The sequence below is a fragment of the Nonomuraea sp. bgisy101 genome (assembly GCF_057708945.1).
Genome location: NZ_JBYITD010000018.1, coordinates 59,283 through 82,229 on the forward strand (window position 1 = coordinate 59,283; position 22,947 = coordinate 82,229).

Sequence of the window (22,947 nt, forward strand, 5' to 3'; positions counted from 1 at the left end):
CCTCCTCAGGGTTGTTTTGTTCGGCAGGTGGTCGTCTGGTAGGCATGCCAGCCTTCCGGTCGGATGGCCGGTGAGCCGGTACCGGTCTGATGGCGGAATCCCGTCGTGCCGCCACCGGGCAACCGGCCTCGGATGATCCTGGGGCCAGTGATGGGTGACTGCGTCCGGACGCCGAGGGCCACCACGTCGCCTTCGGCGACCGCGATCCAGTCGGCGTCGGAGTCATCGAGACGGACCCAGCGCCGGGCGGCAGCGACGCATATCTCCGTCCGGCAGGCGCGGGCCGGCAGGTCGAGGCGCAGGCCGTACTCCAGGTGAAGGGTCCAGTCCATGGGGTGCCCGCCCGCGACCGCGTCATCGATGAAGGCGTCCGTCGAAGGCTCCAACTGGTCGGCTAGCGCGGCCCTGATGTTGGGGCATGCGCCGTACAGCTCGTGCCGGAGTATGCGCAGGGCTGAGAGCGCCAGGACACGCTCTCGCGAGTCCTGCAACGCCGTGATCCGGCCGGGGGTGGGGAATGTGGCCTGCGCGCTCATGCCGTGGCCGCCACGCCGCGCGCCCGTCGCAGGTCCGAGCGCCACTCGTCCAGGTCCTCCACGCGGTCTCGCTCCACGGTCAGCGTCGCGATGCGCCCGCCCTCGGTCCACGCCCGCTCCAGCAGCAGCCACGACTCCACGGAGACGGGCTGGTCGTGGGAGTCGATGATGAATGAGGGATCCAGGTCGGACGGGCGGTATCCGCTGATGTGGCAGTGGGCGATCTCCATGCCGGCGGTCAGCCATTCCGCAGCGGCGTCACCGCCGTTGCGCTCGGCGACGATCGCGTTCGACAGGTCGAGGAGGGGCCGGACTTCGATGGCGCGCGCCATTTCAGCGAAGAAGGCGGCTTGCCCCTTGCCCGACGAGGAGCATGACGGGAAGTTCTCCAGCAGGAGGTCGTACCCGATGAGGTCGCGCCACTGCTCGATCGCGGTGATGAGCGGCCGGGGCCGGTCGTAGTCAACCTCCACCATGTCGGGCAAGAACTGGCTGTCGACCATGTGCAAGCCGAGGTGGTCGGATACGTAGACGGGTTGGATGGCCGCGAGAACGCGGCGCATCCTGCCGGCCAGCTCGGATAGTTCGTCCTGGGTGCGGTGCAAGAACCGTGACGACATGATGTGGATCCCCGTGGGCCGACCGTCCATCTTGCGCGCGAGCAGATCGGGATCCACTCTCAGGAAGTTGTCGAGCATCAGCTCGAAGTAGTCGACCAATCCCTCGGCCCAGTAGGCCTCCGCGTGGTCGAATCCTCGTGGCGAGGTGACGTTGACACCGATGATCACTTCTGCTCCTTGGACATCGACAGGACGTATCTGCGCGCGGTCCGACGCAACGCGCCGTCACTCAGCAGCCAGAGGCTCAGCGTCACCAACAGCAGCACGCCGGCCAGCAGGAAGGGCCTGGCCCCCGCCACGGCAACGACGGGCGCCATGATCAGCGGGCCGACCGGCATCAGGCCGCGGATGAGCATGCGGTACGCGCCGACAGCCGTGGCCTTGGTCTCCGGCTCGAAACTGGCCTCCAGGTAGGACATGCGCGCAATTCGGGCCATCCCTTGGGGGAGGTAGAAGAGCACGATCCCCGCCAGAAGGCCGGACGTCGTCTGGGACAGCGCCAAGATCACCAAACCGACGGATCGCAGGGCCGGCTCCAGGACGACGGAAACCAGGAGCCGGCGCCCATGGCGGGCGTACGTCCCCAGGATCGAGCCCACGAGTGTGGCGGCGATGCCTGCCGAACCGGCCCAGGCGATGCGGTCGAGCGGCAGGCCGCGTTCGACCACCAGGAGCGGGATGGCGAAGAGGACAGCGACAGCGAGAAAGTTCATGATCGCCAGGGCCAGCGCCGGTGATCGGATCAAGGGCGCGCGAAGCACCATGCCCAGCCCCATGGACCGCGATAGGCGCGCGGGCCTCTGGCTCGGGCTCTCTCCTGCGGTCGCCTTCAGCCGCCAGGCGATCGGGATCATGAGGGCGAGCCCTGCACCGAAGCTGAGGGCATCGAAGAGGATCAGAGTACGGTGACCCCATGCCCCGACGAGGATGCTCGCCAGGACGGGTCCGACCGCGAGGCCGGCGCTCATCAGCGTGCTCGTCCAGCTCAATACCCGGGCGACGAGCGCTGGTCTGCCCGGCGGCACGAGTTGGGACACGCGTGCCTGCCAGATGACGGCGATCGCCAGGCCCAGCACACCCAGAGCGAATGCGGCGACATAGGCTGCGATCGCCGCGTACTCCGACGTCCATGACGCCCACAGGGCAAAGCAGCAGGCGGCGGAGCCGGCGAAGGAGCCGAGCAGGACGTGGTGGTTACGCGCGCGGTGGCGGTCCAGCCAGCCGCCGACGAGGCCCCCGAACGATGGCGGCAGGGCGATGAGAAAGCCGAGCAACCCGATGGAAAGCGGATGATCTCCGTTTACGGCTTGCACGAGAAAGACGTAGTGCAGCAGCTCGTCGCCAACCACCGAAATCGTCAGCGCCGCCGAGCCGAAAGCGATGTACGGCGGAAAGGCGCGCAGCATCGATTTTCCTCCGGGTGCGCAAGATAAGGGGAAAGGAAAGCCCGGGCCGCGGTGCGGCCCGGGCATCACCTCAACCGGTACGGCGAGCCTTTACCGATTCAGTAGTGCCTCATGCAGATGACGACGTTGAACTCGTCCTCGACGACTTCCTCGGTGATGATGACGGCGTCCATGGCGATTACCTCCATTGGTTGTCGCCGGGCGCCCGGCACGTGCTCTTGCGTTCCGGCGGACCCGACTTCCGACAGGGAAGACATTGCCATGGACGTTGCGCCGAGTCACCATCTTTCGACTGGCATCAACCTGCGGGCAACATGCTGCCAGGAACACGGCACTGAGCTGCCAGGACCATTCCTGCCACTACCGGTGCGGCGATTCACTCGACACAACGTGTAGTGTTCACGCGAAAGATCCGCGACAACCATCACGAGGTGAAGGAAATGCCCTTCCACTACGCGCACGAACTCATCGCGCCCTGCTCGCGGTTCACCGACGGATTTTCCTGGGGATGGTGCCGGCGTGCATTTAGTGCTGATCAATCTGACATCTGAGGGCGTGCATCCCATGACGCCTCCGATTCAGCAGATGACGGACGCGTTCTGGGCGCACTCCCGCGCCGACGACCTCCTCGGGCACGTCTCCGTCAATGTCGGCGGCAGCGTGCTCGGCATCGCGATGTACCTGTCCCATCCGGATTGGTGAGGGGCACGTACGGCTGCCGTCACCGTATGCAACCGGGTATTCGAGCACTGCCCGATGCTGTCACCGTGGACCCTCGACTGAAGGAGCCCTCATGACCCATGCGTACTCCGTCCGGCCCGGGGTGGTGTGGATGGACGGCGAGCGCTACCGTCGCTTGCTGCGGGATCATCCGGCCGGCGTGGTGATCGTGAGCTTCCAGCACGGCGGGCGGCCGCACGGATTCACCGCGACGTCGTTCACCTCCCTCTCCCTCGACCCGCCCCTCGCGGCAGTCGCCGTACGGGAGGGCAGCGCGTCGAGCAAGGCGCTTGCTGCGGCCCCGAGCTTCGCCGTCAACTTCCTGGCCGCAGGGCAGGAGCGGCTGGCGCGGACCTTCGCGTCGTCCGTCACCGACCGGTTCTCCCCGCCCACGCTCGCCCGGCGCCTGGCCAACGGCGATCCGGTCATCCTCGGCACTCGCGGATGGCTGTCGTGCGCGACGCACGACAGGATCGCCGTGGGGGATCACTTGCTCGTCATCGGCGTCACCCTGGACGGCGAGCAGAACGACCTGCGGCCTCTGCTCTACGGCGGCCGCCGGTATCAGACGATGGCACCTCTCGATCCGGGACCGGCGGGGTGAGCCACCGTCACAGCCACTTGTTCTGGGTCGCGCGAACCCCGGCCTCAAAGCGGCTGCGGGCGTTCAGCTTGACCATGAGGCCGGCGGCAAGCCGGCGCACCGAGCGCAGCGAGATGCCCAGTGCCCGCCCCGCCGCCTCGTCCGTCATCCCGTTGGACAGCAGCCGTAACAGCTCGCGCTCCTGCGTCGTCAGCCCATCGGCGTCGAGCCTGTGCTCGCCCCACGGTGTGGCCGTGTCCCACAGCAGCTCGAACAGCACCCGAGCCACCGCGACCGCGCCAGGGCTGCTCAGCGACATAGCGCCGCGCCGGCTCTCCTTGACGTCGATCGGCACGAGGGCCACCTTCTCATCGACGATGACGAGCGGCAGGGGCAACGTCGGCAACGTCCTGTTCTCGCCACCGCGCGAGGCCAGCCACTCCACGTAGGCGCGCGTGGCAGTGTCGTTGCGGCAGCTGCTCTGGTAAATGGTCCGCAGGCTTATCCCTCGATCAAGGGCGCCCTTGTCGAGCGGGCGGCTGGATTCCAGCGCGTCCGAGCTCTGCGGCCCGCCGGGAAGCAGGGACCAGCAACTCTCGCGCACGGACGCTGCGAGCTCCCGCAGCCGGGCCCTGACCGCCACAAGACTGTCGAGACGCTCGGACTCGCCAACCTCCTTGTGGGACAGCTCGCTGGCCAAGGTGTTGATCGCCGCCCTGGCGGCGTCGAGCTCACGCTGCCGGTTGATCAGATCCGTCTCGCGTTGAAGAAGGAGCGAGCGCAGCGCTATGCCGGGGTCGATGACCTTGATCGGCCCAGCCTCCGACTTGCATGTGACCAGATGCAGCTCCGCCAAGTGATCGAGGTCGGCCCTTACCCGAGTCTCGGGCAGGCCGAGATGGTTGGCCAACTGGGCCACTCCCCAGGCCGGACGCTCACAAATCGTCCGGTAGATCACTTCGCTGGTGGCGTTGAGCCCGATGACTTCAAACAATACGGCCTAACCTCCGCTCATGTCGGGCGACGTCGCCGCGCCCTCATCCGAAAGTCGCAACCTGTTGCCAGCCCCGGCTCAGGTACTTGCTGTGGTTCTTCTTCTCGCAGTCATGGGGAAGGGGCAGTCGGGATCGGCGTGCGCCGGCAGCCCGCTCAGCGGCGCCGCTCCAGCCGCCGAGACGCCAGTGACTCTCAGGCGTGCGTTCATACGGATCTCCTTTGCCCGTGTCGGGTTCACATGGCGGCGGACGATCACTCGGACCGCAGCGGCGTCCGCCGTCACCCCGATACGGTGCGGCACGGCGCTCACTTCTCGTTCGCCGCCCGGTCACGTGCGGCGTCATCGCTCCGGACCGATCCAAGCGAACCGTCGGCACCCTTGACGGTGCCGATCGGGGCGTGGCTGAAGAGTCGTGCTGCCGGGAGATGTCGCCTATTTCGCGCGAGCGATTCTTTTCCGGCGAGGCGGTGGTCTGCATAGGTGAGGGCCCGAGGACGGAAGGGGGAGCACCATGACCGCCGGACGTTGCGCTCCCTACCGGTCGGCACCGCCACCGCAGTCGACTATGTCGCCCAGCACGATGCGGACAAATCCGCCGACCAAGTGATCGAGGACGACATGACGCTGGCCGGTCCCCGCTAGAAGGACCCCATCGTGCGGCTGCGGCGCGCATTCGTGCACTCCTCGGCCCGGGCCCAGGCCGCAGCCACCACCAGGGCCAAGCAACCCGACCGCGCTCGCGACGACCTGCGGCGATGGGACCGACCTCCAACTCCGTCTCCTGACTCTCCTCGATATCGATCCTCGAGACCTCCGCTGACGATCACTCACGTGCGGAAGACAGGGCTGGCGCGAGGCCGGCCCCGCCACGTTCTCAGCGTGTGGGCACGGTGACCGCGTTCATGATCAGCGGGAGGAACAGCCGCTCGAGCCGCCCCGCAGGCAACACGTCGGGCTCGACGTAACTCTGCGCCCTGGCCCCGTCGATCACCGCGATGACCAGGCGGGCGAGCTCGTCGAGCGGCACCGTCGCCGTGACGCCGACGGCGGCGAACAGTTCGCCCAGCAGGCCCGCCAGCGCCTCACGCACCCGCGCCTCGTGCGCGGCCAGCGCTCGGGCGGCGTCGGAGTGGCGGATGGCGTACAGGTTGAACTCCGCCGACACCAGGTGCCAGCGCCGCTCGTCCTCTGAGGTCTCCACGGCGGCCTCGACCACGCGGGTGAAGGCGTCGTCGCCGCTCGGCGGATCGATCCGGCGCAACCGGTCGAGCACGCGCTGCCCCTGCAGGTCGAACAGGGCGAGGAAGAGCTCGTCCTTACTCGCGAAGTTCGAGTAGAAGGCCCCTCGGGTGAAGCCCGCCTGGGTGCAGATGTCCTCGATCGAGGTGCTCTGGAACCCACGCTCAGCGAACGCGGTGAAAGCCGCTTCGAGCAGCCTGGCCCTGGTCTGCGGGCGGCGTTTTGTCGGTCCTCGCGGCACTCGTCACTCCCTCTTCGCTGTTGACAGGCTCGCGCCTCTGCGTAAATGATACAGGAACGTATCCGATACATAGATGTATCCGTTTGAAGGGGAACGTATGAGCAACGACGAAAGACTTCAGCGCAAGCGCGAGCTCGCCGCCGCCTTCCGGATCTTCGGCAGTTTCGGCTTCTCCGAAGGCGTCGCGGGCCACATCACCGCCCGCGACCCCGAGAACCCGTCGACCTTCTGGGTCAACCCGTTCGGGATGAGCTTCTCGAGGATCAAGGTCTCCGACCTGATCCTGGTGAACCACGAGGGCACCGTGCTGGCCGGCGACGGCCCGGTGAACAGGGCCGCCTTCGCCATCCACTCCCAGGTGCACGCCGCACGCCCCGACGTCATGGCGGCCGCCCACGCGCACTCCCTGTACGGCAAGGCCTTCGCCGGCCTCGGCGTACAGCTCGATCCGATCACCCAGGACGCCTGCGCGTTCTTCGAGGACCACCACCTCTACGCCGAGTACGGCGGGGTGGCCGACGACCTCGAAGAGGGCAAGCGCATCGCGGTGGCCCTGGGCGCGGCCAAGGCGGCCATACTGCAGAACCACGGCCTGCTCACCGTCGGGCGGTCGGTGGCCGAGGCCGCCTGGTGGTTCGTCACCTTGGAACGTTCCTGTCAGGCGCAACTGCTGGCGATGGCGGCCGGGACGCCGAAGCACATCGACAGGGCGACAGCACTGGACGTGCGCGAGCAACTCGGCACCCCGATGGCCGGGTGGTTCCAGTTCCAGCCGCTGTGGGACCAGATCCAGGCCACCGACCCAGACCTCTTCGACTGATGGAGGACCCAGGAATGAACGCGCGAGCGAGCTTCCACGCGATGACCGACTCGACCGCCGCTGACTACGAGATCATCGTGAGCGAGACGATCGAGCACATGGCGGGCCTGCCCGAGCGGATCCTGGCCCACCTGCGCTTGCTCTCCGGCGACCACGGCGGCTTCGCCGTAGACCGGCTGACCCACTGCCTCCAGGCCGCCACCCGCGCCCAGCGCGCCGGCAAGGACGACGAATACGTGCTCTGCGCGCTGATCCATGACATCGGCGACACGCTCGGCTCGTTCAACCACGCCGACGTCACCGCGGCCGTGCTCAAGCCGTTCGTCAGCGAGCGCAACCACTGGATGGTCGCCAACCACGACGTCTTCCAGGGCCGCTACTTCTTCCACCACCTCGGCCTCGACCCCGAGTTGCGGGAGAGGTTCAGAGGGCACGAGCACTTCGAGCACACCGTGGAGTTCTGCCATGAGTTCGACCAGACCTCCTTCGACCCCGGCTACGACACGCTGCCTCTCGAGCACTTCGCCCCGCTCGTGCGCGAGCTGATGAATCAGCCCAGACGCAGCCTCTATCTGGGGTCGGGATGAGCGCGCAGGTCCTGACCACGCTGCTGCCGATCGCGGTGGTGATGTTCGGGCTCGGCCTGACGCTCACGCCGCGGGACTTCCTGAGGGTGGTCGAGGCGCCGAGGGCGGTGGCCGTCGCACTCGCCGTCCAGGTGCTGGTCCTTCCGGCGCTCTGCTTCGCCCTTGTCGTCGCCTTCGACCTGGCCCCGGCACTGGCGGTCGGCATGATGCTGCTGGCCGCCTCGCCGGGCGGTACGGTCGCCAACCTGTTCAGCCATCTGGCCGGCGGGAACGTCGCGCTGAACGTCACCCTGACCGCGATCAACTCGGTCCTGGCCGTCGTCACCATGCCGCTCGTCGTCAACCTCGCCGTCGGCCACTTCCTGGGCGGACATCCGAGCCTGGGCCTCCAGCCGGGTGAGACGCTGCAGGTCTTCGCGTTCGTGCTGGTGCCTGTGGCGATCGGAATGGCGCTACGGCGTCGCGCTCCCGGCTTCGCCGAGCTCATGAAGCGGCCGGTGAAGGTGGCCTCGGCCGTCCTCCTGGTGGTGTTCGTCGTGGTCGCGCTGGCGGCCAACCACCGGATGCTGCTCGGCCACTTCGTCACGGTCGGCCCGGTGGCGCTCCTGCTCAGCGTGGCCGGCCTGGCCCTCGGCTACTGGGCGCCGCGGCTGGCGCGGATCGGTCACGCCGAGGCCGTCGCATCGGCGTTCGAGATCGGGCTGCACAACGTCACGATCGCCCTCGCCGTCGCGGTCACCCTGCTGCCCGATCCGGACATCGTGATCCCGGCCGCGATCTACGGGGTGGTGATGTACGTGCCGGCGCTGGTCTGCTACCGATTGCTCGCACGCCGTGGCGGCGGGTCCGGCGGACGGCGGGCCGGGCCGCTTGCCGTAAACGCTAGGAGAGCTCTTCGAAGAGCGTCAGTCGGAGTCCGACGGGACCCTCCAGGTGGGAGCTCAGCGAGTTCCCCGGCGTGCGGGTCGGCTCGGCGATCAGCGTGGCGCCCGCGCCGGTGAGCTCACCTGTGACGGCGGCCGAGTCGTCCACCTCGAAGGCCAACCGGATGCGGCCGGCGCCCCTGCGCCCGACCTCCACCTCGTCGATACTCGACTCCCCTGCCCGGTGTTCACCCGGGCGTCGTCCCTGCTTGCTCAAGTCTGCCCCGCACACGACCCACGCCCCGCGGACAGGGTGGCCGTATATTCTTCGTGATCTATCTCTGACACGGCTCCGCGACGCGCTTCGCGGCCGTGCCGCCGTTCCTTTCCCAGCATGACCTTTCAGAGGGAAGATCAGCATGTCCGAACACTCGACCTTCGTCTTCGTCCATGGCTCGGGAAGCAACTCTTTCCTGTGGACGCCGCTGATGCGCGAGCTCGCGCTGCTCGGGCACCGCACGCTCGCCGTGGACCTGCCCGGCCACGGTTTCGGCGCGCAGTACCCCGCCTCCTACCAGGCGCCCCAGGACCTGGACGCGCTGGCTACCGAGCCCTCCACGCTCGCGTCGGTCACGCTCGCCGACAACGTGAACCACGTCGTCGACATCGTACGGCGGGTGGCTGAGCACGGTCCGGTAATCCTGGTGGGCGCCAGCCTCGGCGGCCTCACGATCAGCGGCGTCGGCAACATGGTGCCCGAGCTGATCGGCCGGATCGTCTACATCTCGGCTTGGTGCTGCGTGGAGCTCCCGAGCCTGGCGGCCTACGTGCAGACGCCGGAGTTCAGCGAGCAGATGACCGTGGCCGTGCCGCCAGTCGGTGACCCGGTCGCGCTCGGCGCGGTCCGCGTCAACTGGCGTACGGCGGACGCCGACTTCCTCGCCGACGCCAAGCACCTGTTCATGGCCGACGCCACGGACGATGAGTTTCGCGTCTTTCTCAACACCCTGCAGCCCGACTCGTCGATGGCGGTGCTCACCGCCGACGCACGGGTGGACGCGGCGACCTGGGGCACGATCCCGCGCAGCTACATCCGGCTGACCAAGGACCGCACGACCCCGGTGGTCTTCCAGGACCGGATGATCGCCGAAGCCGACGCCCTGACTCCGGACAATCCGTTCGACGTGCACAGCGTCGAGTCGAGCCATGCCGGGTTCGTCCTTAGATCGGCCGAGGTCGCGAAGATCCTCGCCGGTCTCGCCTGATTCAGAATGTGCTGGGCCGAGATGCCAAGGACGCCTGGGACAGGTCGGTCTTGACCGTCGCCCGGGTGACGTGCCCGAAGCTAGTCGAGGCCCCTGACCGCGGAGAGAGTGTCGAGCGTGGCCAAGGCCGCGGTCACACTAGGGCGTGCATCGGTGCCCGAGCGGATGGCTGCTTCGATGACACGTCCCGCCCCTGGCAGGGGCAGTATCGCCGTTCCCGCGGGCCGATCCCCGCAGAGCATCCTTGGCAGGATCATCACCCCGAGCCCGGTCGAGACCAGGGACAACGCCGCGCGAAGGTCGCGAAAGCTGTGCTCGATCACGGGGGTGAACCCGGCGCTGCGGCACGTGTGCAGCAAGACCTGGCGACACCGGCTCGGCTCCGGGCTGGCGATCCAGGGAAATTCCCGAACACCGGCGGGTCCCTGCTGTTCGACCGCTGAGCGCAGTCGTTCGGGTACGGCCAGCACCAGGGGATCGTCGAACAGGTGGCGGATCGTCACGCCAGCGGGCAGGGGGATGCCCAACTGGTTGTATCGGTAGATCACCGCCAGGTCGAGGTCACGTCGTTTGAGGAGGGGAAGGCTTTCCTCGGGTTCGGCTTCGATGATGCGGGGACGTAGCCGCGGGTATCGCTCGTGCAGTGCGGCGGCGAGTGGGATCGCGATGTGATTCAGCGCGCTCGGGAAACAGCCGATGACGAAGTCGCCGCTGATCTGATCATCCAGCGCCCGGACGGTGCTGTGGGCGCGTTCCAGCGCGGCCAGCACATGCTCGCACTCGGCGGCCAGAGCGACGCCGGCAGCGGTGAGCCTGACCGTGCGGCCTTCCCTGATCAGCAGCTCAGCTCCCGCTTCGGCTTCCAGCGCCCGCAGCTGCTGGGATACCGCCGACGGCGTGACCCTGTGGATGCCGGCCACGGCGGTGACGGTGCCGTATTCGGCCAGATCCCGCAGCAGCACCAGCCGGTTCACATCAAGCATAAGTACATCTTAAAAGCATTGAAAATATAGGTAGCTGGACTTGGCAAAGACAGGCCGGTCATAGTTGGCCTGGCGGTCGGGTCTCGGGTACGCCACCGCCCGGTTGGGCCTGGCAGTGCCGGACACGGGTCTCTGGCGCAGGAGACATGCGCGCCACGTCGGCCGCTAAGGAAGGAATGTCATCGTGCACCACCCAGCATCAGAAGCCTTCGACACGCAAAGGCGACGGACCCGGAGAATCGGCACGTGCGTTGTCCATGCTCTCTGTGACGGAGCCGGCACATTCTTCGAGCCGCTCTCGTCGGCTTTCCCTGACGCCGGCGCCACCGACCTGGCCTCGGCCGCAGCGCTCGATCCGGATGCGTTTCTCCCTGACGATCGCTGGCGATTGCACTTTCACGCGTTCCTGATACGTCCCCGTGAGGGCGGCGCCATCCTCATCGACGCCGGGATCGGTCCTGCGAACGCGCCCGCGGCGGCCTGGGCGCCGACACCTGGGCGGATGCCCGAGAACCTGACGTCATGGGGAGTGGCCCCCGACGACGTGGACGTGGTGCTGCTCACACACCTGCATTCCGACCATGTTGGTTGGTCGGTGGTCGAAGGCCGGCCCTATTTCCCCAACGCCCGTTACGTGGTTCCCAAGGCCGACCATGACGCTGTGGAAAAACTCAACCCGCGCGTACGTGAGGCGATCCTGATGCCATTGGCCGCAACGGGGCAGCTCGATCTGGTCGAGGAGAGCGTACGGCTCGGCCCCGGAGTCACCACCGTGCCAACGCCCGGTCATACGCCCGGCCACACCTCGGCCCTCCTGCAATCGGGCAACGACGCGGTCCTGTTCTCGGGCGATGCCGTACTGAACGCACTGCAATTGGTCGCACCGCGAGTGGCCTACCTCTTCGATGACGCCCCTGAGGCCGCCCGCGCCGCCCGCCTCGCCCTTCTCGAGCAGGCGCGTTTGCGTGGCGCATGGCTCGCCACCTCGCATCTGACGGATCCGTTCGTCCGGGTGTGATTCTCGTACATGAGCAAAGATCAGCAGGAAGGAGATGAGATGGTGAGCACGTCTGAAGCGCGCGTCCTGGATGCCATTGACGACGCCGAGGTTGTGAACCTGTTGGCCGAGGCCGTGCGGATCCCGAGCATCACGGGGACCGCCGCCGAGTCCGAGCTCCAGCACTGGTGCGCCCGCCTGCTCACCGAGGCCGGCCTCGACGTCGACCTCTGGAAACTCGACCTCGCCGCGCTGAAGAGCATGGACGGTTTCCCCGGAACCGAGGCGCCACGCGTCGAAGGGTACGGCGTGGTCGGCGTCACCGAGGGAGAGGGACGGCCCGCCCTCATCCTGCAGGGACACGTCGACGTGGTCCCCACAGGCGATCTGGCCCAGTGGGAAGGGGGCGCCCCCTTCACGCCGAGGTTCACCGGAGACACGCTCCACGGCCGGGGCACGTGTGACATGAAGGCAGGCCTGATCGCGAACCTTGCCGTGGTCCGTGCGTTGAAAAGATCGGGGGTACGGCTGGCCCGCCCCATGGCCGTGCACTGCGTGGTGGGCGAGGAGGACGGGGGCCTCGGTGCGTTCGCCACCCTGGCCAGGGGCCACACCGGCGAGGCCGCGGTCATCACCGAGCCCACCAGCGGCAAGGTGATCATCGCCAACGCGGGGGCGTTGACCTTCCGCGTCGAGATCGCCGGCCGGGCAGCGCATGGTGCCACCCGGCAGGAAGGCGTCAGCGCCGTCGAGATGTTCTGGCCCGTCTTCGAAGCGATCAGGAAGCTGGAAGCGAGGCGGAACATCAGGCCGCCTGCCGTCTTCGACCGCAACGCCCTGCCCTATCCGATCGAGATCGGCACCGTACGCGCCGGAGATTGGCCCAGTAGCGTGCCGGATCTGCTGGTGGCCGAGGGCCGGATCGGAGTGCAGTTGGATGAGGACCCCGCCGACGCCCGCGCCGCGTTCGAGGAGGCGGTCCAGACAATCGACCATCCATGGCTCCGGGCGAACCCGCCCGCCGTCTCTTGGCCAGGCGGCCAGTTCGCGAGCGGAAGCCTGGCGGCGGATCATCCGCTGCTCGACGAGATCACCAGGGCGGTGGTCGACACCACCGGGGGCACGCCCGCGGCGGGGGCCGCGCCGTACGGAAGCGACCTGCGGCTGTACACGGCGGGAGGGATTCCGTCGTTGCACTATGGACCAGGCGACGTGCGGTTCGCGCACGCGCCCAGGGAGCAGGTCGACCTGCGGGAGTTGAGGGAGACCACCCGCGCTCTCGCGGTGCTCGCCGTGCGACGCTGTGGGGAGCGCTGAACGGTCGGGACGCGAGACCGCCGACCGCGGCGGCGCGCCACCATCGACCTGGACGCCCATCCCGGTCACCTGCCCTGCCGGGGCAACTGTGACCATCCGCTCCAGCGGCACGCCGCCACAGTTATGTCGAGCGGCACGTGCAGCGCGCCGTCCTTCTGGTGAACGAGCCGGCCGTCGACCGGGGGAACGCGCCGTCTCCGTGATCGAAGGTCTCAATCAGCTCCTGGTACGGCATGCGGCCGTCCCCAACCTGCACGGCCATCCGGACGAGCCCCGTCCTGGCCTTCCATCGCGCGGACGTGAGGCTGGTCGACGTCTGGACCGCGGACGCCCTTGCGTGCGACGTCCACAGGACCGCCACCCGAACCGCGGTCGCCGCCCACGTGGTCGTCGATCCGTTCGAGGTCCAGCTCCAGCACTTCGGTAAGAAGAGGGCGCGGAGGACGCCCATGACTCCAGCTCGGCTGACAACGAAGGTAGCGGGCTCGATTCCGAACAGGTCCGTGGCGCGGGTCCGTACAGGGCGACCCGCGCCCACAAAACTGTAATGCGTTCTACTCTGGAACCTATACTTGTACTGGCGGGTAACAAATTTCTAGAACTCGTTCTCATTAGGTACGGCGACGACTGCCGGCGGGCATGAAAGAAGGGGCCCACTAAGGCGTGGGCCCCTTCCAGAAGGAATGCTCAGGCGGCCCGGCGGCGGGCCACCAAAACGCCGGCCAGGACGAGGGCCACCCCGACGATGAGCAGCACCAGCGGGATGATGTTGCGCAGCAGGTTGATCTGGCTCTTGCTCTTCTCCGCGGTGGAGACCAGGTCCTTGACCGTCTGGTCCGTCATCTTGGCGGTGGCGACGAAGGCGACCGAGCGCTCCACCCCGTCCTGAGTCTTGAGCACCTCGTGCCGCTGCTGCTCCTGGCGGACCGGCGCCCCGCTTACCGGCTCGATCCAGTACGTCGTCTTCCCGTCGTACCACCGGTCCACCTGGACCTCGCCGGTCTGCGTCATGCCCAGCACGGCGGCGGGCACGCTCCGCGTCGAGACCTTCGTCGGCGGCACGTCCTGCTCGAAGACGTAGACGGGCAGCCCGTTCACCTTCTCCTCGCGGACGAACCGGGCGTCGAAGGCCTTCCGGGCACTGGAGTTGAACACCTTGTAGGTCTTCCGCTCCACGTCGAACGGGAACTTGTAGATCTGCCCCTCGAGCTGCACCGGAGTCTTCTGGATGTTGACGCCGCAGCAGTTCACGCCGACCCCGGTGTACTTGTCGAAGGCGCTGCGCCGCTCGGACATGTCGATCTGCGGCCGCCTGTTGGTGATGTCGTTGACCACCGTGCCCTCGTTCCACACGACCCGGTTCTCGGTGGCCTCCTTCACGTCACCTTGGGTGGTGACGATGATGTCGAGGTCGGCCGTGAGCACCTTCAGGTCCTGCGTCGAGAAGTACTGCGCACCCGCGGCGTGCAGTCGCGAGATGCCGTACTGGTCCGCCGGCGCGGCGATGATCTTTTCTGCCGCCCAGAATTTGAGCAGCGGCGCGAGCGCGATACAGAACGCGCCGACCCCGATGAGAACGAGCGTGGAGATGCGACCCATCCAAGGCCTCCGCGATCTAGAACCTGTTATGTAATGTCCGAGCATCCGGCAACAAAGTATGACAATGAGTGACATGCGTCACTGGCCGGTATGGAGCCGCAATCAAATCGATAGAAACAGGTTCTATCGTGGGTTCGCCTATGGAAGCGGAGAAAATGCCTATGCGTGCGGACCTGGCGCGGTCGATCAGGTTGTTCCGCGCGTTCCGGTCGGAGCAGGCCGACCAGCGGGCCTACTACACGACACTGGCCACCGACACGGCCGCGCAGCTCATGGAGCACGTCGACCTCGACGGCAAGGTCGTGCTCGACGTGGGCGGCGGCCCAGGCTACTTCGCCACAGAGTTCCGCCGTCACGGCGCGCGGTGCGTCTGCGTCGATGTCAACGCGGGTGAACTGGCGGGCGGCGGGCTGCTGGGCAGCGCGCTCGAGCTGCCGTTCCTGGACGACGGCGTGGACGTGTGCTTCTCTTCCAACGTGCTCGAGCACGTTCCTGAGCCGTGGCGGATGGCCTCCGAGATGGTCAGGGTGACCAAGCCCGGCGGCCTGATCTTCCTGGCCTACACCAACTGGCTGTCGCCCTGGGGCGGGCACGAGACCTCGCCCTGGCATTACCTGGGCGGCGAACGAGCTGCCCGAAAATATCACGACAAGCATGGCAAGCCGCCCAAGAACCGCTACGGCGCGAGCCTCTATCCGGTCTCCGTCGCCGCGGGCCTGCGCTGGGCGCGGACCACCCCCGAGGTCGAGCTGGTCGACGCGCTGCCGCGTTACCTGCCGTGGTGGTACCGCCCGATGCTGAAGATCCCGATCGTCAGGGAGTTCGCCACGTGGAACCTGGTGCTGGTGCTCAGGAAACGCAAGTGAAGAACAGGGATGCCGCCCTCGACGGCATCCGCGGGCTGGCCGCGCTCGGCGTGTGGCTGCTGCATGTGGGCGGCAACACCGGCGTGATCTACGGCGACGGTATGTTCGCCTGGATGGCGGCCCGGCTGGGCATCGCCGTACCGATCTTCTTTCTGCTGTCCGGGCTGCTGCTCTACCGGCCGTGGGCCGAGGCGGTCATCGAGGACACCGACCCGCCGAAGGCCGGGAGGTATCTGTGGCGGCGCGTGCTGCGGGTCATGCCCGCCTACTGGGTGGTCACGGCGGTCGCGCTGTGGGCGTGGAGCTCGCTCGACGTCTACGGCTGGGCGAAATGGCTGCTGCTGCTCCAGAACTACACCGAGCAGACCCGCGCCCCCGACGGCCTGTACCAGATGTGGACGATGCCCATCGAGATGGCGTTCTACGTGGCGCTGCCCGTGCTCGCCTGGCTGCTCGGCCGCTGTGCGCGCGGCGGCAACCGGCCGGTCAGGCTGCTGGCGGGCATCGCCGTGCTGCCGGTGGTCTCGATCGCCACGGTCGTGCTGAGCCACGTCTACGACCAGCCGCAACTGGCCCTGTGGCTGCCGTACCATCTGATCTTCTTCGCCGCCGGCATGGCGATGGCGGTGCTGTCCGTCTGGATCAGGCAGTCGGAGGTGGTCGATGCGCTGGCCTCCCAGTTGCTGGTCCTGGCGGTGCTGCTCTATGCGGTGCTGAGCACCGAGCTGGCCGGGCCGCGCACGCTGACGCTGCCGACCATGTCCCAGTCGCTGTGGCGGATGGTGCTGGAGGCGACGGTGGCCGTGCTGGTCGTCGCGCCGTTCGCGCTCGCGCCCAGGCACGGCACGCTCAGGTACCGGGTGCTCGGCAACCCGGTCTCCGCCTATCTCGGCCGCATCTCCTACAGCGTGTTCCTCTGGCACGCCGCGGTGATCACGCTCTTCTACAAGGTCACCGGCAGTGCCCCGTTCGCGGGCAACTTCGTGCAGGTCGCCGTCTTCACATTCGTCGGCACGATCCTGGTGAGCATCGCCAGCCACCACCTCGTCGAGGAGAGCGCGCAGCGGCTCAGCGGGCGCCGGTCAGCACCTGCCGGTCAGCTCCCTGAGGCTCCGGTGCCGCAGCCGGCCCCTCCGGGTCCGTGACCAACTGCCCGAACAGCGCGCCCATGGCCGCGCACGAGACCAGCTGCGGCACCTGATCGGTCAGCCACCCGGCATCGAGCGCCTGCCCCACGGCCATCGACACCGCCGAGGCGCCGAACAGCCCGGCGGCTGTCCACGGCGAGGCAAGCGCCCGCGCCCGCCGTACGCGTGCCCAGAGCACGATCACGGTGGCGGCGAGCATCACGAGCATGCCCGGCCAACCCGCGGTCCAGCCGCCGAAGCCGAACCCGAGCACGATCACGTACGGCACGCGCCACCGGGACAGGCGTGCGCCGCCGGCCGGTGCGCTCTGTCGCACGTTCTCGGGGAGCGGGCCGCGCAGCAGCAGACCGAGCAGCCCGAGCAGGCCGATGCAGGCCAGCCCGAGGGCGAGCGCCAGCCAGTAGGGCCGGTCGGGCGCGTACTCCAGACGCACGATGCCATCCGTGCCCGCGGGCAGGTCCCAGGCCTGCTTCCAGCCGTCGAGGCGGACCGGGGTCAGCGTCCGCCCGTTCACGGTGGCCCGCCAACCCTCGTTGAAGTTCTCGTTGACGACGAGGAAGGAGTCCTGAGGCGCGCTCACCCGCACCTCGCGCGTGGACCCCGTCCAGGCGCCCATCACGGCCGAGCCCGCTTCCCGCGGGGGTGCGGGCGCGAGCGCGCCGACCACGAGGTTCGAGACCGCGAACGGCTCCCAGCCTGCGGCCCTGACCCGGTTGTCCCCCGCGGCGAGGGGCGCCTTGGCGCAGCCGGTGAACCGCACGGGCCGCTGCTCGAGCAGGTCGGCGTAGGTGCCGGTGACGCGGGACTCGATGGTGGTGCCGTTCACGTGCAACCGCGGCCCCTGCCCGCAGGGCAGCCCGAACGGGATGCCCTCCGGCCGGCTCGCGGGGGCGATACCGGGAATGAGCAGCTCGGTGACCTGCAGCCGCCGCGACGTGGGAAAGAAGCGGATCTTGAGCTTGCGCGTGGTCATCGGCGCGAACCTGAAGTGGCCGCCCGCCTCGACCCTGCTGCCTCGGGCCACTCCCTTGTCGCCGGTCACGATCACGTCGAGCGGCTGCTTGTCGCCGCCCGGCCGGGCGATCTGGATCTGGGACACGCGGTGCGGACGCTTCCAGTCAATCGTGAGAGTGGGCTCGGGGTCGCTCGGGGAGGCGATCCAGGTGGTGGAGGCGTCGGCGTCGAAGGCCGACCTGGGCGCGGCTACCGGGTCCTTCGCCACCTGGGAGGATCCGGTGACGGCGGGCAGGTCGCCGGTGAGCCGCGTGTAGCGGTCGACGAGCGTGGAGTCGCGCAGCACGGCCGATCCGCGCACCTCCGCCTTCATCGCCGCCCCGGCGGTGAAGGTGCGGTCGAAGCTCGCGCCCTCCTCGCCCGGCCTGGCCAGCAGCGGGTTGCAGATCCAGCGTGCCTGGTTGCGCATGCACCACGGGCGCTCATCCAGGCCGCGGTCCATCACGTACGCGTCGCCGCGCTCGTCGGGGAGCTTGATCGTACGACCGGGCAGCACCCCCGGGATGGTGATCTCGGTGATGCCGACCCGCTGGACGAAGCTCCAGGTAGGGCTCACGGTCGCCACGATCTTGATGCGCACCCAGCTGGTGGCCCCGGCGGGCACGCGCAGCGGCTGCGGTTCGTCCGTCCGCCGCACGTCCTGCACCAGCCGCCCAGCCTCGGTTTCCACGGCCACCCGCCGGGGCGACTGGCCGAGCAGCACGTTGTCGGTGAACGTCACCTTGAGGCCGGGGATCTCGCGCTGGCTGGGCAGGTCGACGCGGAGCCACTCACCCACCGGGCTGGTCCAACCGCCGCTCTCCCAGTTCGTCTCGTAGTCGCCGTCGATGGCCGCCCATGGGCTGCGGCCGGTGGTGCTGAGGCCGGGCACGGCGTCGGCGTCCGCGACGGAGGAGGAGGCGGTGACCGCGGAGACGCCGTCGAACTCGGCGGTGGCGGTGTTCTCCAGCCAGCCGTCCTCGAGCAGGTCCAGGGCTCTGACCCCGGTGAAGTCCTCGCGCCTGTCCGCGGTGAGGGTCTGCGTCCAGTTGGATCTGAGCTCGCCGAAGTTCCTCTCGCGCAGCCGGAGCGCGTCGGTCACCACGGTCGGGGCCTCGCGGCGGCCGGCGTCACCGTTCACCAGCACCGGCCCCTCGCCGAGCAGGCCGAGATCGCCCATGGTGAGCAGGGAGTCGGGGCCGCCGGTGACCCGTAGCGCGTCGCCCGCCGACTGCACGCCGACCATCGGCGCGTTGCCCGTCACCTCGTAGAGCTCGAGGGCGGGGAAGGGCCAGTCCACCGAGTCGATCACGTCGTCGGTGAAGCCGTCGCCCACCTCGCCGCCGAACGACCGCAGCTTGGTGATGCCCGGCGACTCGAGCAGCGCCTCGTGGATCCGGGCCGGCCAGGCGCCCTCCAGGTTCGCCCGGATGAGGTCGTTGCGGACGACCAGGTAGCGCACGCCCATCCTGCGCAGTACCTCGGTCAGCCCCTGCGAGCCGTGTCCCGCGGCGAGCCGCTGGTCGATCGCATCGAGCAGCCGGCTCAGGCCGACCGAGCCCGCTGCGGTCACCTGCCGGGTGGTCCAGCGCGCGGTGAACATCGGCTGCATGGGGTCGTCCATCGGCCTGCCCCAGAGGTACTCGCCGAACTTGGCGCCCGGCACGACCAGCACGCCGTCGTCGCCGGCGTTCTTGTTCAGCCAGGCGGCCGCCTCGCGCCAGTAGGTCGGCACGTCCTTGAACTCGCCGGGCGCGGCCAGCCCCTGGTTGAAGGCCGGCAGCACGAGCGCGGCGAACGCCACCAGGGTCACCGAGCGCAGCGCCGGCCTCGGCCGGGGCAGGCGCACCATGGTCAGCAGGTGGGCCAGTCCGAGCACGAGCGGCAGTCGTACCAGGGGGTCGAACTTGCGCAGGTTGCGCAGCGGCGCGAGCGGGCCGTCGAGCAGCCATCGCACGGGCTCGGCCACGACGGGCTCAAGGGCGCTCACGTGCCCGGCTGCCATCGCGGCCGTGCCCACCAGGAACAGCACGATCAGGAAGCCCTTCGCGGGCAGGTCATGGCGGGCCAGCCCGGCCAGGCAGAGCGCGGCGAGCACGCCGGTGACCACGATCATCGCGGTGGAGGTGGCGATCGTATGGCCGACCGGCTGCGTGGTCACGCCGTTCACCGTCAGGTAGCGCACCCAGTCGGCGGCGCCGCGCAGCACGTTCGTCAGCGAGGTGACCTGCGTGGTGACCGAGGAGGTCTCGGTGTACGGCAGGAACGAGAACGCGTAGCGGCCGACCAGCAGCAGCGGCAGCCACCAGAACAGGGTGGCCAGCGAGACCGCGGCCGCCCACCAGCCGAGCATCCGCCAACGGGGCACCGGCCGGGGCCGGCTGAGGATGTAGATCACCGGGGCGACCAGGACGGCGAGCACGGCGACCGCGTTCACCCCGCCGCACAGCGCCACGGCCAGCCCGGACCTGACGGCGGCCCTGGCCCGCTGGCCGGTCTCCGACGCGGTCAGCAGTGGGATGAGGATCCACGGCAGCATCGCCGCGGGCAGCCACTCGGCGGAGGTCTCACCTATGATCGACAGCGTCCGCGGCGCGAGGGCGTAGGCCAGTGCGCCGACGATCCTGGTGGCCGGCGCGCCGATGCCGAGCTGCCTGGCCAGCCGTTCCACACCAAGGAACGCCACGCAGAGGAGCAGCGTGAGCCAGAGCCGCTGGGTCACCCAGGGCGCCATGCCCACCAGGTCGCCGAGCGCGAAGAACGGCCCCATCGGGAAGAGGTAGCCGGCCACCTGGTTCTGCAGCTGGCCGAAGTGCTGCAGGTCCCACAGAAAGGCGGCGCGCTCAAGGAAGCCGATCGGGTTCAGCGCGAGGTCGATCTTGGTGTCCGAGATGATGCTGCCCGGCCTGGTCGTGAACGACATCACGGCGAAGCCGAGCAAGCAGATCACCAGCCACAGCCGGTGCCGTGCCCGCTCGCTCACCTTTCCTCCCGACCAGAGCTCACGGGCCGTCCTCCCAACCGGAGCTCACGGGCAGGCCGAGCAGCAGGCGGGCAAGCCGCTCGGCGCTGTGGTCCCAGTCGAACCCAGCAGCCCATTCCCGGCATCTGTCGCTACAGGTTTCGGTCAGCTCGTCCAGCGCGGTGGCGATGCCCTTGGCCAGCTCCGTGCCCTCGGGCAACAGCCAGCCCGTCTCGCCGTGCCGTACCGCGTCGCGCAGCCCGTCCACGTCGAAGGCCACCGTCGGCACGCCCAGCGCGGCGGCCTCGAGCACGCACAGCCCCCAGCCCTCCCCCTGCGAGGCGTTCACCTGGAGCCAGGCGGCGGCGATCAGCCGCTCCTTGTCCCCCACCTGCAGGTAGCCGTGGAAGGTGACGCCTTCGGGCAGCCTGGCCCGCAGCCGCTCCTCCTCCGGTCCCCTGCCGATGATGTCCACGGTCAGGTCGGGCCACCGCTCGCGCAGGTCGCCGACCGCGTCGAGCAGCAGGTCGACCCGCTTGTGCGCGACTAGCCTGCCCACGCAGACCAGCCGCGGCGACGGGCTGCGCGGCTCCCGTGGCCGCGTGGCGAGCGAGACGCCGTTGGGCACGATGTGGATCGCACCGGTCCAGCCGAGACGCTCCCGCATCGCCAGCACGGTCGACGGCGAGACGGCCACGCTGGCGCACCGGCGGTAGGTCCACCGGGAGACCGGCCCTTCGAGGAAGCACCCGAGCACGGCCAGCCAGTGCGGCAGGTGCACGGCGAACTGCCGGTCGTGGACATGGTGCACGACACAGAAGACCTCGGTACGGCGGGGCAGCACCCACGGCGTGAAGAACGGGATGCCGTTCTGGCAGTCCAGCACCGCGTCGAAGCGGCCACGCCTGCGCAGCAGCCACCACAGCACCAGGATGTAGACGGAGAACGTCCCGCCCATGCGCGCGAGCCGTACCGCGTCGATGGTCTCCGCCCGTTTCTGCCCCGGCGCCCGTGCGGTGACGAAGTGCACACGGGCGCCGGCGGAGGCGAACCTGGTGGCCATTTCCCAGGCGTATGTCTCCGCGCCGCCGGCGGCGGGATGCCATGGATCACGCCAGTTGACGACGGCGATACGCCGACCGGACAGTTCCGCAGGGATCACGGGTATCCGATGGGGTTGAGCAGCGGGTCCCAGGCTGGCTCCGCGCCCGCGCGTGACTCCGCCCGCAGCCGTATCCAGATGCTGCCGAGCTCCAGCAGGATGCCGACGCCGTGCCTGGCAAGCGAGAAGCGGGAGCCGGGCACGTCCCGCCACTGGACGGGGATCTCCAGCACCGCCGCGCCCAGCCCCACGCAGCGGGCGAGCAGCTCGACGTCGAAGGCGAACCCCGGCGTGCGCAGCCCGGCTACGGCCTGCCTGACGAGCGCGCCGTCGAAGAACTTGAAGCCGCACTGCGTGTCGCTCACCCCGCGCACGATCATCCTGGCCAGCGCGCGGAACCCGACGGCGCCCAGCTCGCGCGCGGTGCTGTGCCTGTTCTCCACGTCGGAGCAGGCGTGCGCACGTGAGCCGATGACCACCTGCTCACCGGCGATCAGCAGGCCGACGGCCGCGTCCAGGGCGTCGAGGCCGGTCGCCATGTCCGCGTCGCAGAACCCGACCAGCGACGCCTTGGTCGCGAGCAATCCCGCTCGCACCGCGGCCCCCTTGCCTGGGGTGGCGCAGTGGATGAGCCGGACCGGGACCGCGCCCTGCGGCCAGGCACTGACAATTTCGGAGGTGAAGTCCGTGCTGTTGTTGTCGACGACGATGACGGCGGTCGGGAACGGCATGCGGGCAAGCTTCGCGCACAGCTGCAGGAGGCCCCCGGGGAGTCGCTCTTCCTCGTTGAACGCAGGAATGACGATCTCAAGCAGTGGTGTTCGGCTCGTCCTCTCGTCCCCTCGGGGGGAGGGCGGCATGGCAGCCGGTTACCGGTCGCCGTAGTTGTAGAGCGGCTTGTTGACCGGCGTGGCAGTGGCGCCGGTGAGGGAGACGGTGGTGACCGTCGCAACCAGTGCGGCCACGGCGACGCCGATGATCGCGGCCAAGAGGATCTTGATCACGGGGGGCTCCTCCTCGGACGGACAGATGTGGTGGCCGTCACAAAGTTAGAACCAATTCTTGCTACTCGGAAGTAGCTACATGAAATTTTATAAATCCAC

Annotated in this window: 21 protein-coding genes; 10 read left to right on the forward strand and 11 right to left on the reverse strand. The window is 68.7% G+C overall.

Going from position 1 to position 22,947, the window contains the following annotated elements; genetic code table 11:
• Window positions 1–5 precede the first annotated feature (5 nt).
• Genes AC3EO4_RS30585 through AC3EO4_RS30595 form a run of 3 tightly spaced genes read right to left on the reverse strand, consistent with a single transcriptional unit; the run spans window position 6 to window position 2,562 of the window.
• Window positions 6–536 carry a hypothetical protein gene (locus AC3EO4_RS30585; RefSeq protein ID WP_431898813.1) on the reverse strand — a complete coding sequence of 177 codons (531 nt, stop codon included), beginning with the start codon at window positions 534–536 and terminating at the stop codon, window positions 6–8.
• Window positions 533–1,324: a multinuclear nonheme iron-dependent oxidase gene (locus AC3EO4_RS30590; RefSeq protein ID WP_379577234.1), complete on the reverse strand. Its 792-nt coding sequence runs from the start codon at window positions 1,322–1,324 to the stop codon at window positions 533–535. Before AC3EO4_RS30590 ends, AC3EO4_RS30585 begins: the two co-directional genes overlap by 4 nt.
• Window positions 1,321–2,562 (reverse strand): MFS transporter, encoded by a 1,242-nt coding sequence (locus AC3EO4_RS30595; RefSeq protein WP_431898814.1) that lies wholly within the window; start codon window positions 2,560–2,562, stop codon window positions 1,321–1,323. The genes AC3EO4_RS30590 and AC3EO4_RS30595 overlap by 4 nt, the downstream gene beginning before the upstream one ends.
• Window positions 2,563–3,126: 564 nt before the next feature.
• On the opposite strand from AC3EO4_RS30595, the gene AC3EO4_RS30600 reads away from it, so the two are divergent.
• Both AC3EO4_RS30600 and AC3EO4_RS30605 read left to right on the forward strand, forming a co-directional pair.
• Window positions 3,127–3,264: a hypothetical protein gene (locus AC3EO4_RS30600; protein ID WP_431898815.1), complete on the forward strand. Its 138-nt coding sequence runs from the start codon at window positions 3,127–3,129 to the stop codon at window positions 3,262–3,264.
• Between the two features lie 91 nt (window positions 3,265–3,355).
• Complete coding sequence (locus AC3EO4_RS30605; protein ID WP_379577229.1) at window positions 3,356–3,886, forward strand: flavin reductase family protein; 531 nt, start codon at window positions 3,356–3,358, stop codon at window positions 3,884–3,886.
• A 7-nt stretch (window positions 3,887–3,893) separates the two neighbouring features.
• On the opposite strand, the gene AC3EO4_RS30610 is transcribed toward AC3EO4_RS30605, so the two are convergent.
• On the reverse strand, window positions 3,894–4,859 hold the full coding sequence (locus AC3EO4_RS30610; protein WP_431898816.1) for a LuxR C-terminal-related transcriptional regulator: 966 nt from the start codon (window positions 4,857–4,859) through the stop codon (window positions 3,894–3,896).
• Between the two features lie 877 nt (window positions 4,860–5,736).
• Entirely contained in the window at window positions 5,737–6,342 is a 606-nt protein-coding gene (locus tag AC3EO4_RS30615; protein ID WP_431898817.1) for a TetR/AcrR family transcriptional regulator, read from the reverse strand.
• Between the two features lie 97 nt (window positions 6,343–6,439).
• Here AC3EO4_RS30615 and AC3EO4_RS30620 point away from each other — a divergent pair, with 97 nt between their 5' ends.
• The 4 genes from AC3EO4_RS30620 to AC3EO4_RS30635 all read left to right on the forward strand — a co-directional run bounded on the left by AC3EO4_RS30620 (window position 6,440) and on the right by AC3EO4_RS30635 (window position 9,877).
• Complete coding sequence (locus tag AC3EO4_RS30620) at window positions 6,440–7,162, forward strand: class II aldolase/adducin family protein (RefSeq protein ID WP_431898818.1); 723 nt, start codon at window positions 6,440–6,442, stop codon at window positions 7,160–7,162.
• Window positions 7,163–7,176: 14 nt separating this feature from the next.
• Window positions 7,177–7,749 (forward strand): HD domain-containing protein, encoded by a 573-nt coding sequence (locus AC3EO4_RS30625; RefSeq protein WP_431898819.1) that lies wholly within the window; start codon window positions 7,177–7,179, stop codon window positions 7,747–7,749.
• Window positions 7,746–8,750, forward strand: a complete 1,005-nt coding sequence (locus AC3EO4_RS30630; RefSeq protein WP_431898820.1) for a bile acid:sodium symporter family protein — start codon at window positions 7,746–7,748, stop codon at window positions 8,748–8,750. Before AC3EO4_RS30625 ends, AC3EO4_RS30630 begins: the two co-directional genes overlap by 4 nt.
• Window positions 8,751–9,031: 281 nt before the next feature.
• Window positions 9,032–9,877 (forward strand): alpha/beta hydrolase, encoded by an 846-nt coding sequence (locus tag AC3EO4_RS30635; RefSeq protein ID WP_431898821.1) that lies wholly within the window; start codon window positions 9,032–9,034, stop codon window positions 9,875–9,877.
• 80 nt (window positions 9,878–9,957) lie between these two features.
• On the opposite strand, the gene AC3EO4_RS30640 is transcribed toward AC3EO4_RS30635, so the two are convergent.
• The gene (locus tag AC3EO4_RS30640) at window positions 9,958–10,860 is read right to left on the reverse strand and encodes a LysR family transcriptional regulator (protein ID WP_431898822.1); all 903 of its coding nucleotides are present in this window, start codon (window positions 10,858–10,860) and stop codon (window positions 9,958–9,960) included.
• Window positions 10,861–11,044: 184 nt separating this feature from the next.
• Between AC3EO4_RS30640 and AC3EO4_RS30645 the strand changes: the two genes are divergently transcribed.
• On the forward strand, window positions 11,045–11,878 hold the full coding sequence (locus AC3EO4_RS30645) for an MBL fold metallo-hydrolase (protein ID WP_431898823.1): 834 nt from the start codon (window positions 11,045–11,047) through the stop codon (window positions 11,876–11,878).
• 39 nt (window positions 11,879–11,917) lie between these two features.
• Window positions 11,918–13,174: an ArgE/DapE family deacylase gene (locus AC3EO4_RS30650; protein ID WP_379577212.1), complete on the forward strand. Its 1,257-nt coding sequence runs from the start codon at window positions 11,918–11,920 to the stop codon at window positions 13,172–13,174.
• A 687-nt stretch (window positions 13,175–13,861) separates the two neighbouring features.
• On the opposite strand, the gene pgfA is transcribed toward AC3EO4_RS30650, so the two are convergent.
• On the reverse strand, window positions 13,862–14,773 hold the full coding sequence (pgfA, locus tag AC3EO4_RS30655; protein ID WP_379577210.1) for a cell envelope lipid trafficking protein PgfA: 912 nt from the start codon (window positions 14,771–14,773) through the stop codon (window positions 13,862–13,864).
• A gap of 155 nt (window positions 14,774–14,928) precedes the next feature.
• Here pgfA and AC3EO4_RS30660 point away from each other — a divergent pair, with 155 nt between their 5' ends.
• Window positions 14,929–15,639 (forward strand): class I SAM-dependent methyltransferase, encoded by a 711-nt coding sequence (locus tag AC3EO4_RS30660; protein ID WP_379577208.1) that lies wholly within the window; start codon window positions 14,929–14,931, stop codon window positions 15,637–15,639.
• Window positions 15,636–16,784 carry an acyltransferase family protein gene (locus AC3EO4_RS30665; RefSeq protein ID WP_431898824.1) on the forward strand — a complete coding sequence of 383 codons (1,149 nt, stop codon included), beginning with the start codon at window positions 15,636–15,638 and terminating at the stop codon, window positions 16,782–16,784. Before AC3EO4_RS30660 ends, AC3EO4_RS30665 begins: the two co-directional genes overlap by 4 nt.
• Here the strand turns inward: AC3EO4_RS30665 and AC3EO4_RS30670 are convergent.
• The 4 genes from AC3EO4_RS30670 to AC3EO4_RS30685 are packed head-to-tail and all read right to left on the reverse strand — an operon-like array spanning window position 16,708 to window position 22,848.
• Window positions 16,708–20,763 carry an alpha-(1->3)-arabinofuranosyltransferase domain-containing protein gene (locus tag AC3EO4_RS30670; protein ID WP_431898825.1) on the reverse strand — a complete coding sequence of 1,352 codons (4,056 nt, stop codon included), beginning with the start codon at window positions 20,761–20,763 and terminating at the stop codon, window positions 16,708–16,710. The genes AC3EO4_RS30665 and AC3EO4_RS30670 overlap by 77 nt on opposite strands.
• Window positions 20,764–20,782: 19 nt before the next feature.
• Window positions 20,783–21,904, reverse strand: coding sequence for a glycosyltransferase family 4 protein (locus tag AC3EO4_RS30675; protein ID WP_431898826.1), 1,122 nt, complete (start codon window positions 21,902–21,904; stop codon window positions 20,783–20,785).
• A complete protein-coding gene (locus AC3EO4_RS30680; protein WP_431898827.1) occupies window positions 21,901–22,704 on the reverse strand; it encodes a glycosyltransferase in 804 nt (267 codons plus the stop codon). The genes AC3EO4_RS30675 and AC3EO4_RS30680 overlap by 4 nt, the downstream gene beginning before the upstream one ends.
• A 9-nt stretch (window positions 22,705–22,713) precedes the next feature.
• Window positions 22,714–22,848 (reverse strand): hypothetical protein, encoded by a 135-nt coding sequence (locus tag AC3EO4_RS30685; protein WP_358129965.1) that lies wholly within the window; start codon window positions 22,846–22,848, stop codon window positions 22,714–22,716.
• Window positions 22,849–22,947: the final 99 nt, after the last annotated feature.

Bases quoted from the DNA above. Each gene is read 5' to 3' on its own strand.
- AC3EO4_RS30595 (WP_431898814.1), bottom strand. From the start codon at position 2,562: ATGCTGCGCGCCTTTCCGCCGTACATCGCTTTCGGCTCGGCGGCGCTG.
- AC3EO4_RS30650 (WP_379577212.1), top strand. From the start codon at position 11,918: ATGGTGAGCACGTCTGAAGCGCGCGTCCTGGATGCCATTGACGACGCC.
- AC3EO4_RS30620 (WP_431898818.1), top strand. From the start codon at position 6,440: ATGAGCAACGACGAAAGACTTCAGCGCAAGCGCGAGCTCGCCGCCGCC.
- pgfA (WP_379577210.1), bottom strand. From the start codon at position 14,773: ATGGGTCGCATCTCCACGCTCGTTCTCATCGGGGTCGGCGCGTTCTGT.
- AC3EO4_RS30635 (WP_431898821.1), top strand. From the start codon at position 9,032: ATGTCCGAACACTCGACCTTCGTCTTCGTCCATGGCTCGGGAAGCAAC.
- AC3EO4_RS30640 (WP_431898822.1), bottom strand. From the start codon at position 10,860: ATGCTTGATGTGAACCGGCTGGTGCTGCTGCGGGATCTGGCCGAATAC.
- AC3EO4_RS30630 (WP_431898820.1), top strand. From the start codon at position 7,746: ATGAGCGCGCAGGTCCTGACCACGCTGCTGCCGATCGCGGTGGTGATG.
- AC3EO4_RS30600 (WP_431898815.1), top strand. From the start codon at position 3,127: ATGACGCCTCCGATTCAGCAGATGACGGACGCGTTCTGGGCGCACTCC.
- AC3EO4_RS30660 (WP_379577208.1), top strand. From the start codon at position 14,929: ATGCCTATGCGTGCGGACCTGGCGCGGTCGATCAGGTTGTTCCGCGCG.
- AC3EO4_RS30625 (WP_431898819.1), top strand. From the start codon at position 7,177: ATGAACGCGCGAGCGAGCTTCCACGCGATGACCGACTCGACCGCCGCT.
- AC3EO4_RS30680 (WP_431898827.1), bottom strand. From the start codon at position 22,704: ATGCCGCCCTCCCCCCGAGGGGACGAGAGGACGAGCCGAACACCACTG.
- AC3EO4_RS30585 (WP_431898813.1), bottom strand. From the start codon at position 536: ATGAGCGCGCAGGCCACATTCCCCACCCCCGGCCGGATCACGGCGTTG.
- AC3EO4_RS30605 (WP_379577229.1), top strand. From the start codon at position 3,356: ATGACCCATGCGTACTCCGTCCGGCCCGGGGTGGTGTGGATGGACGGC.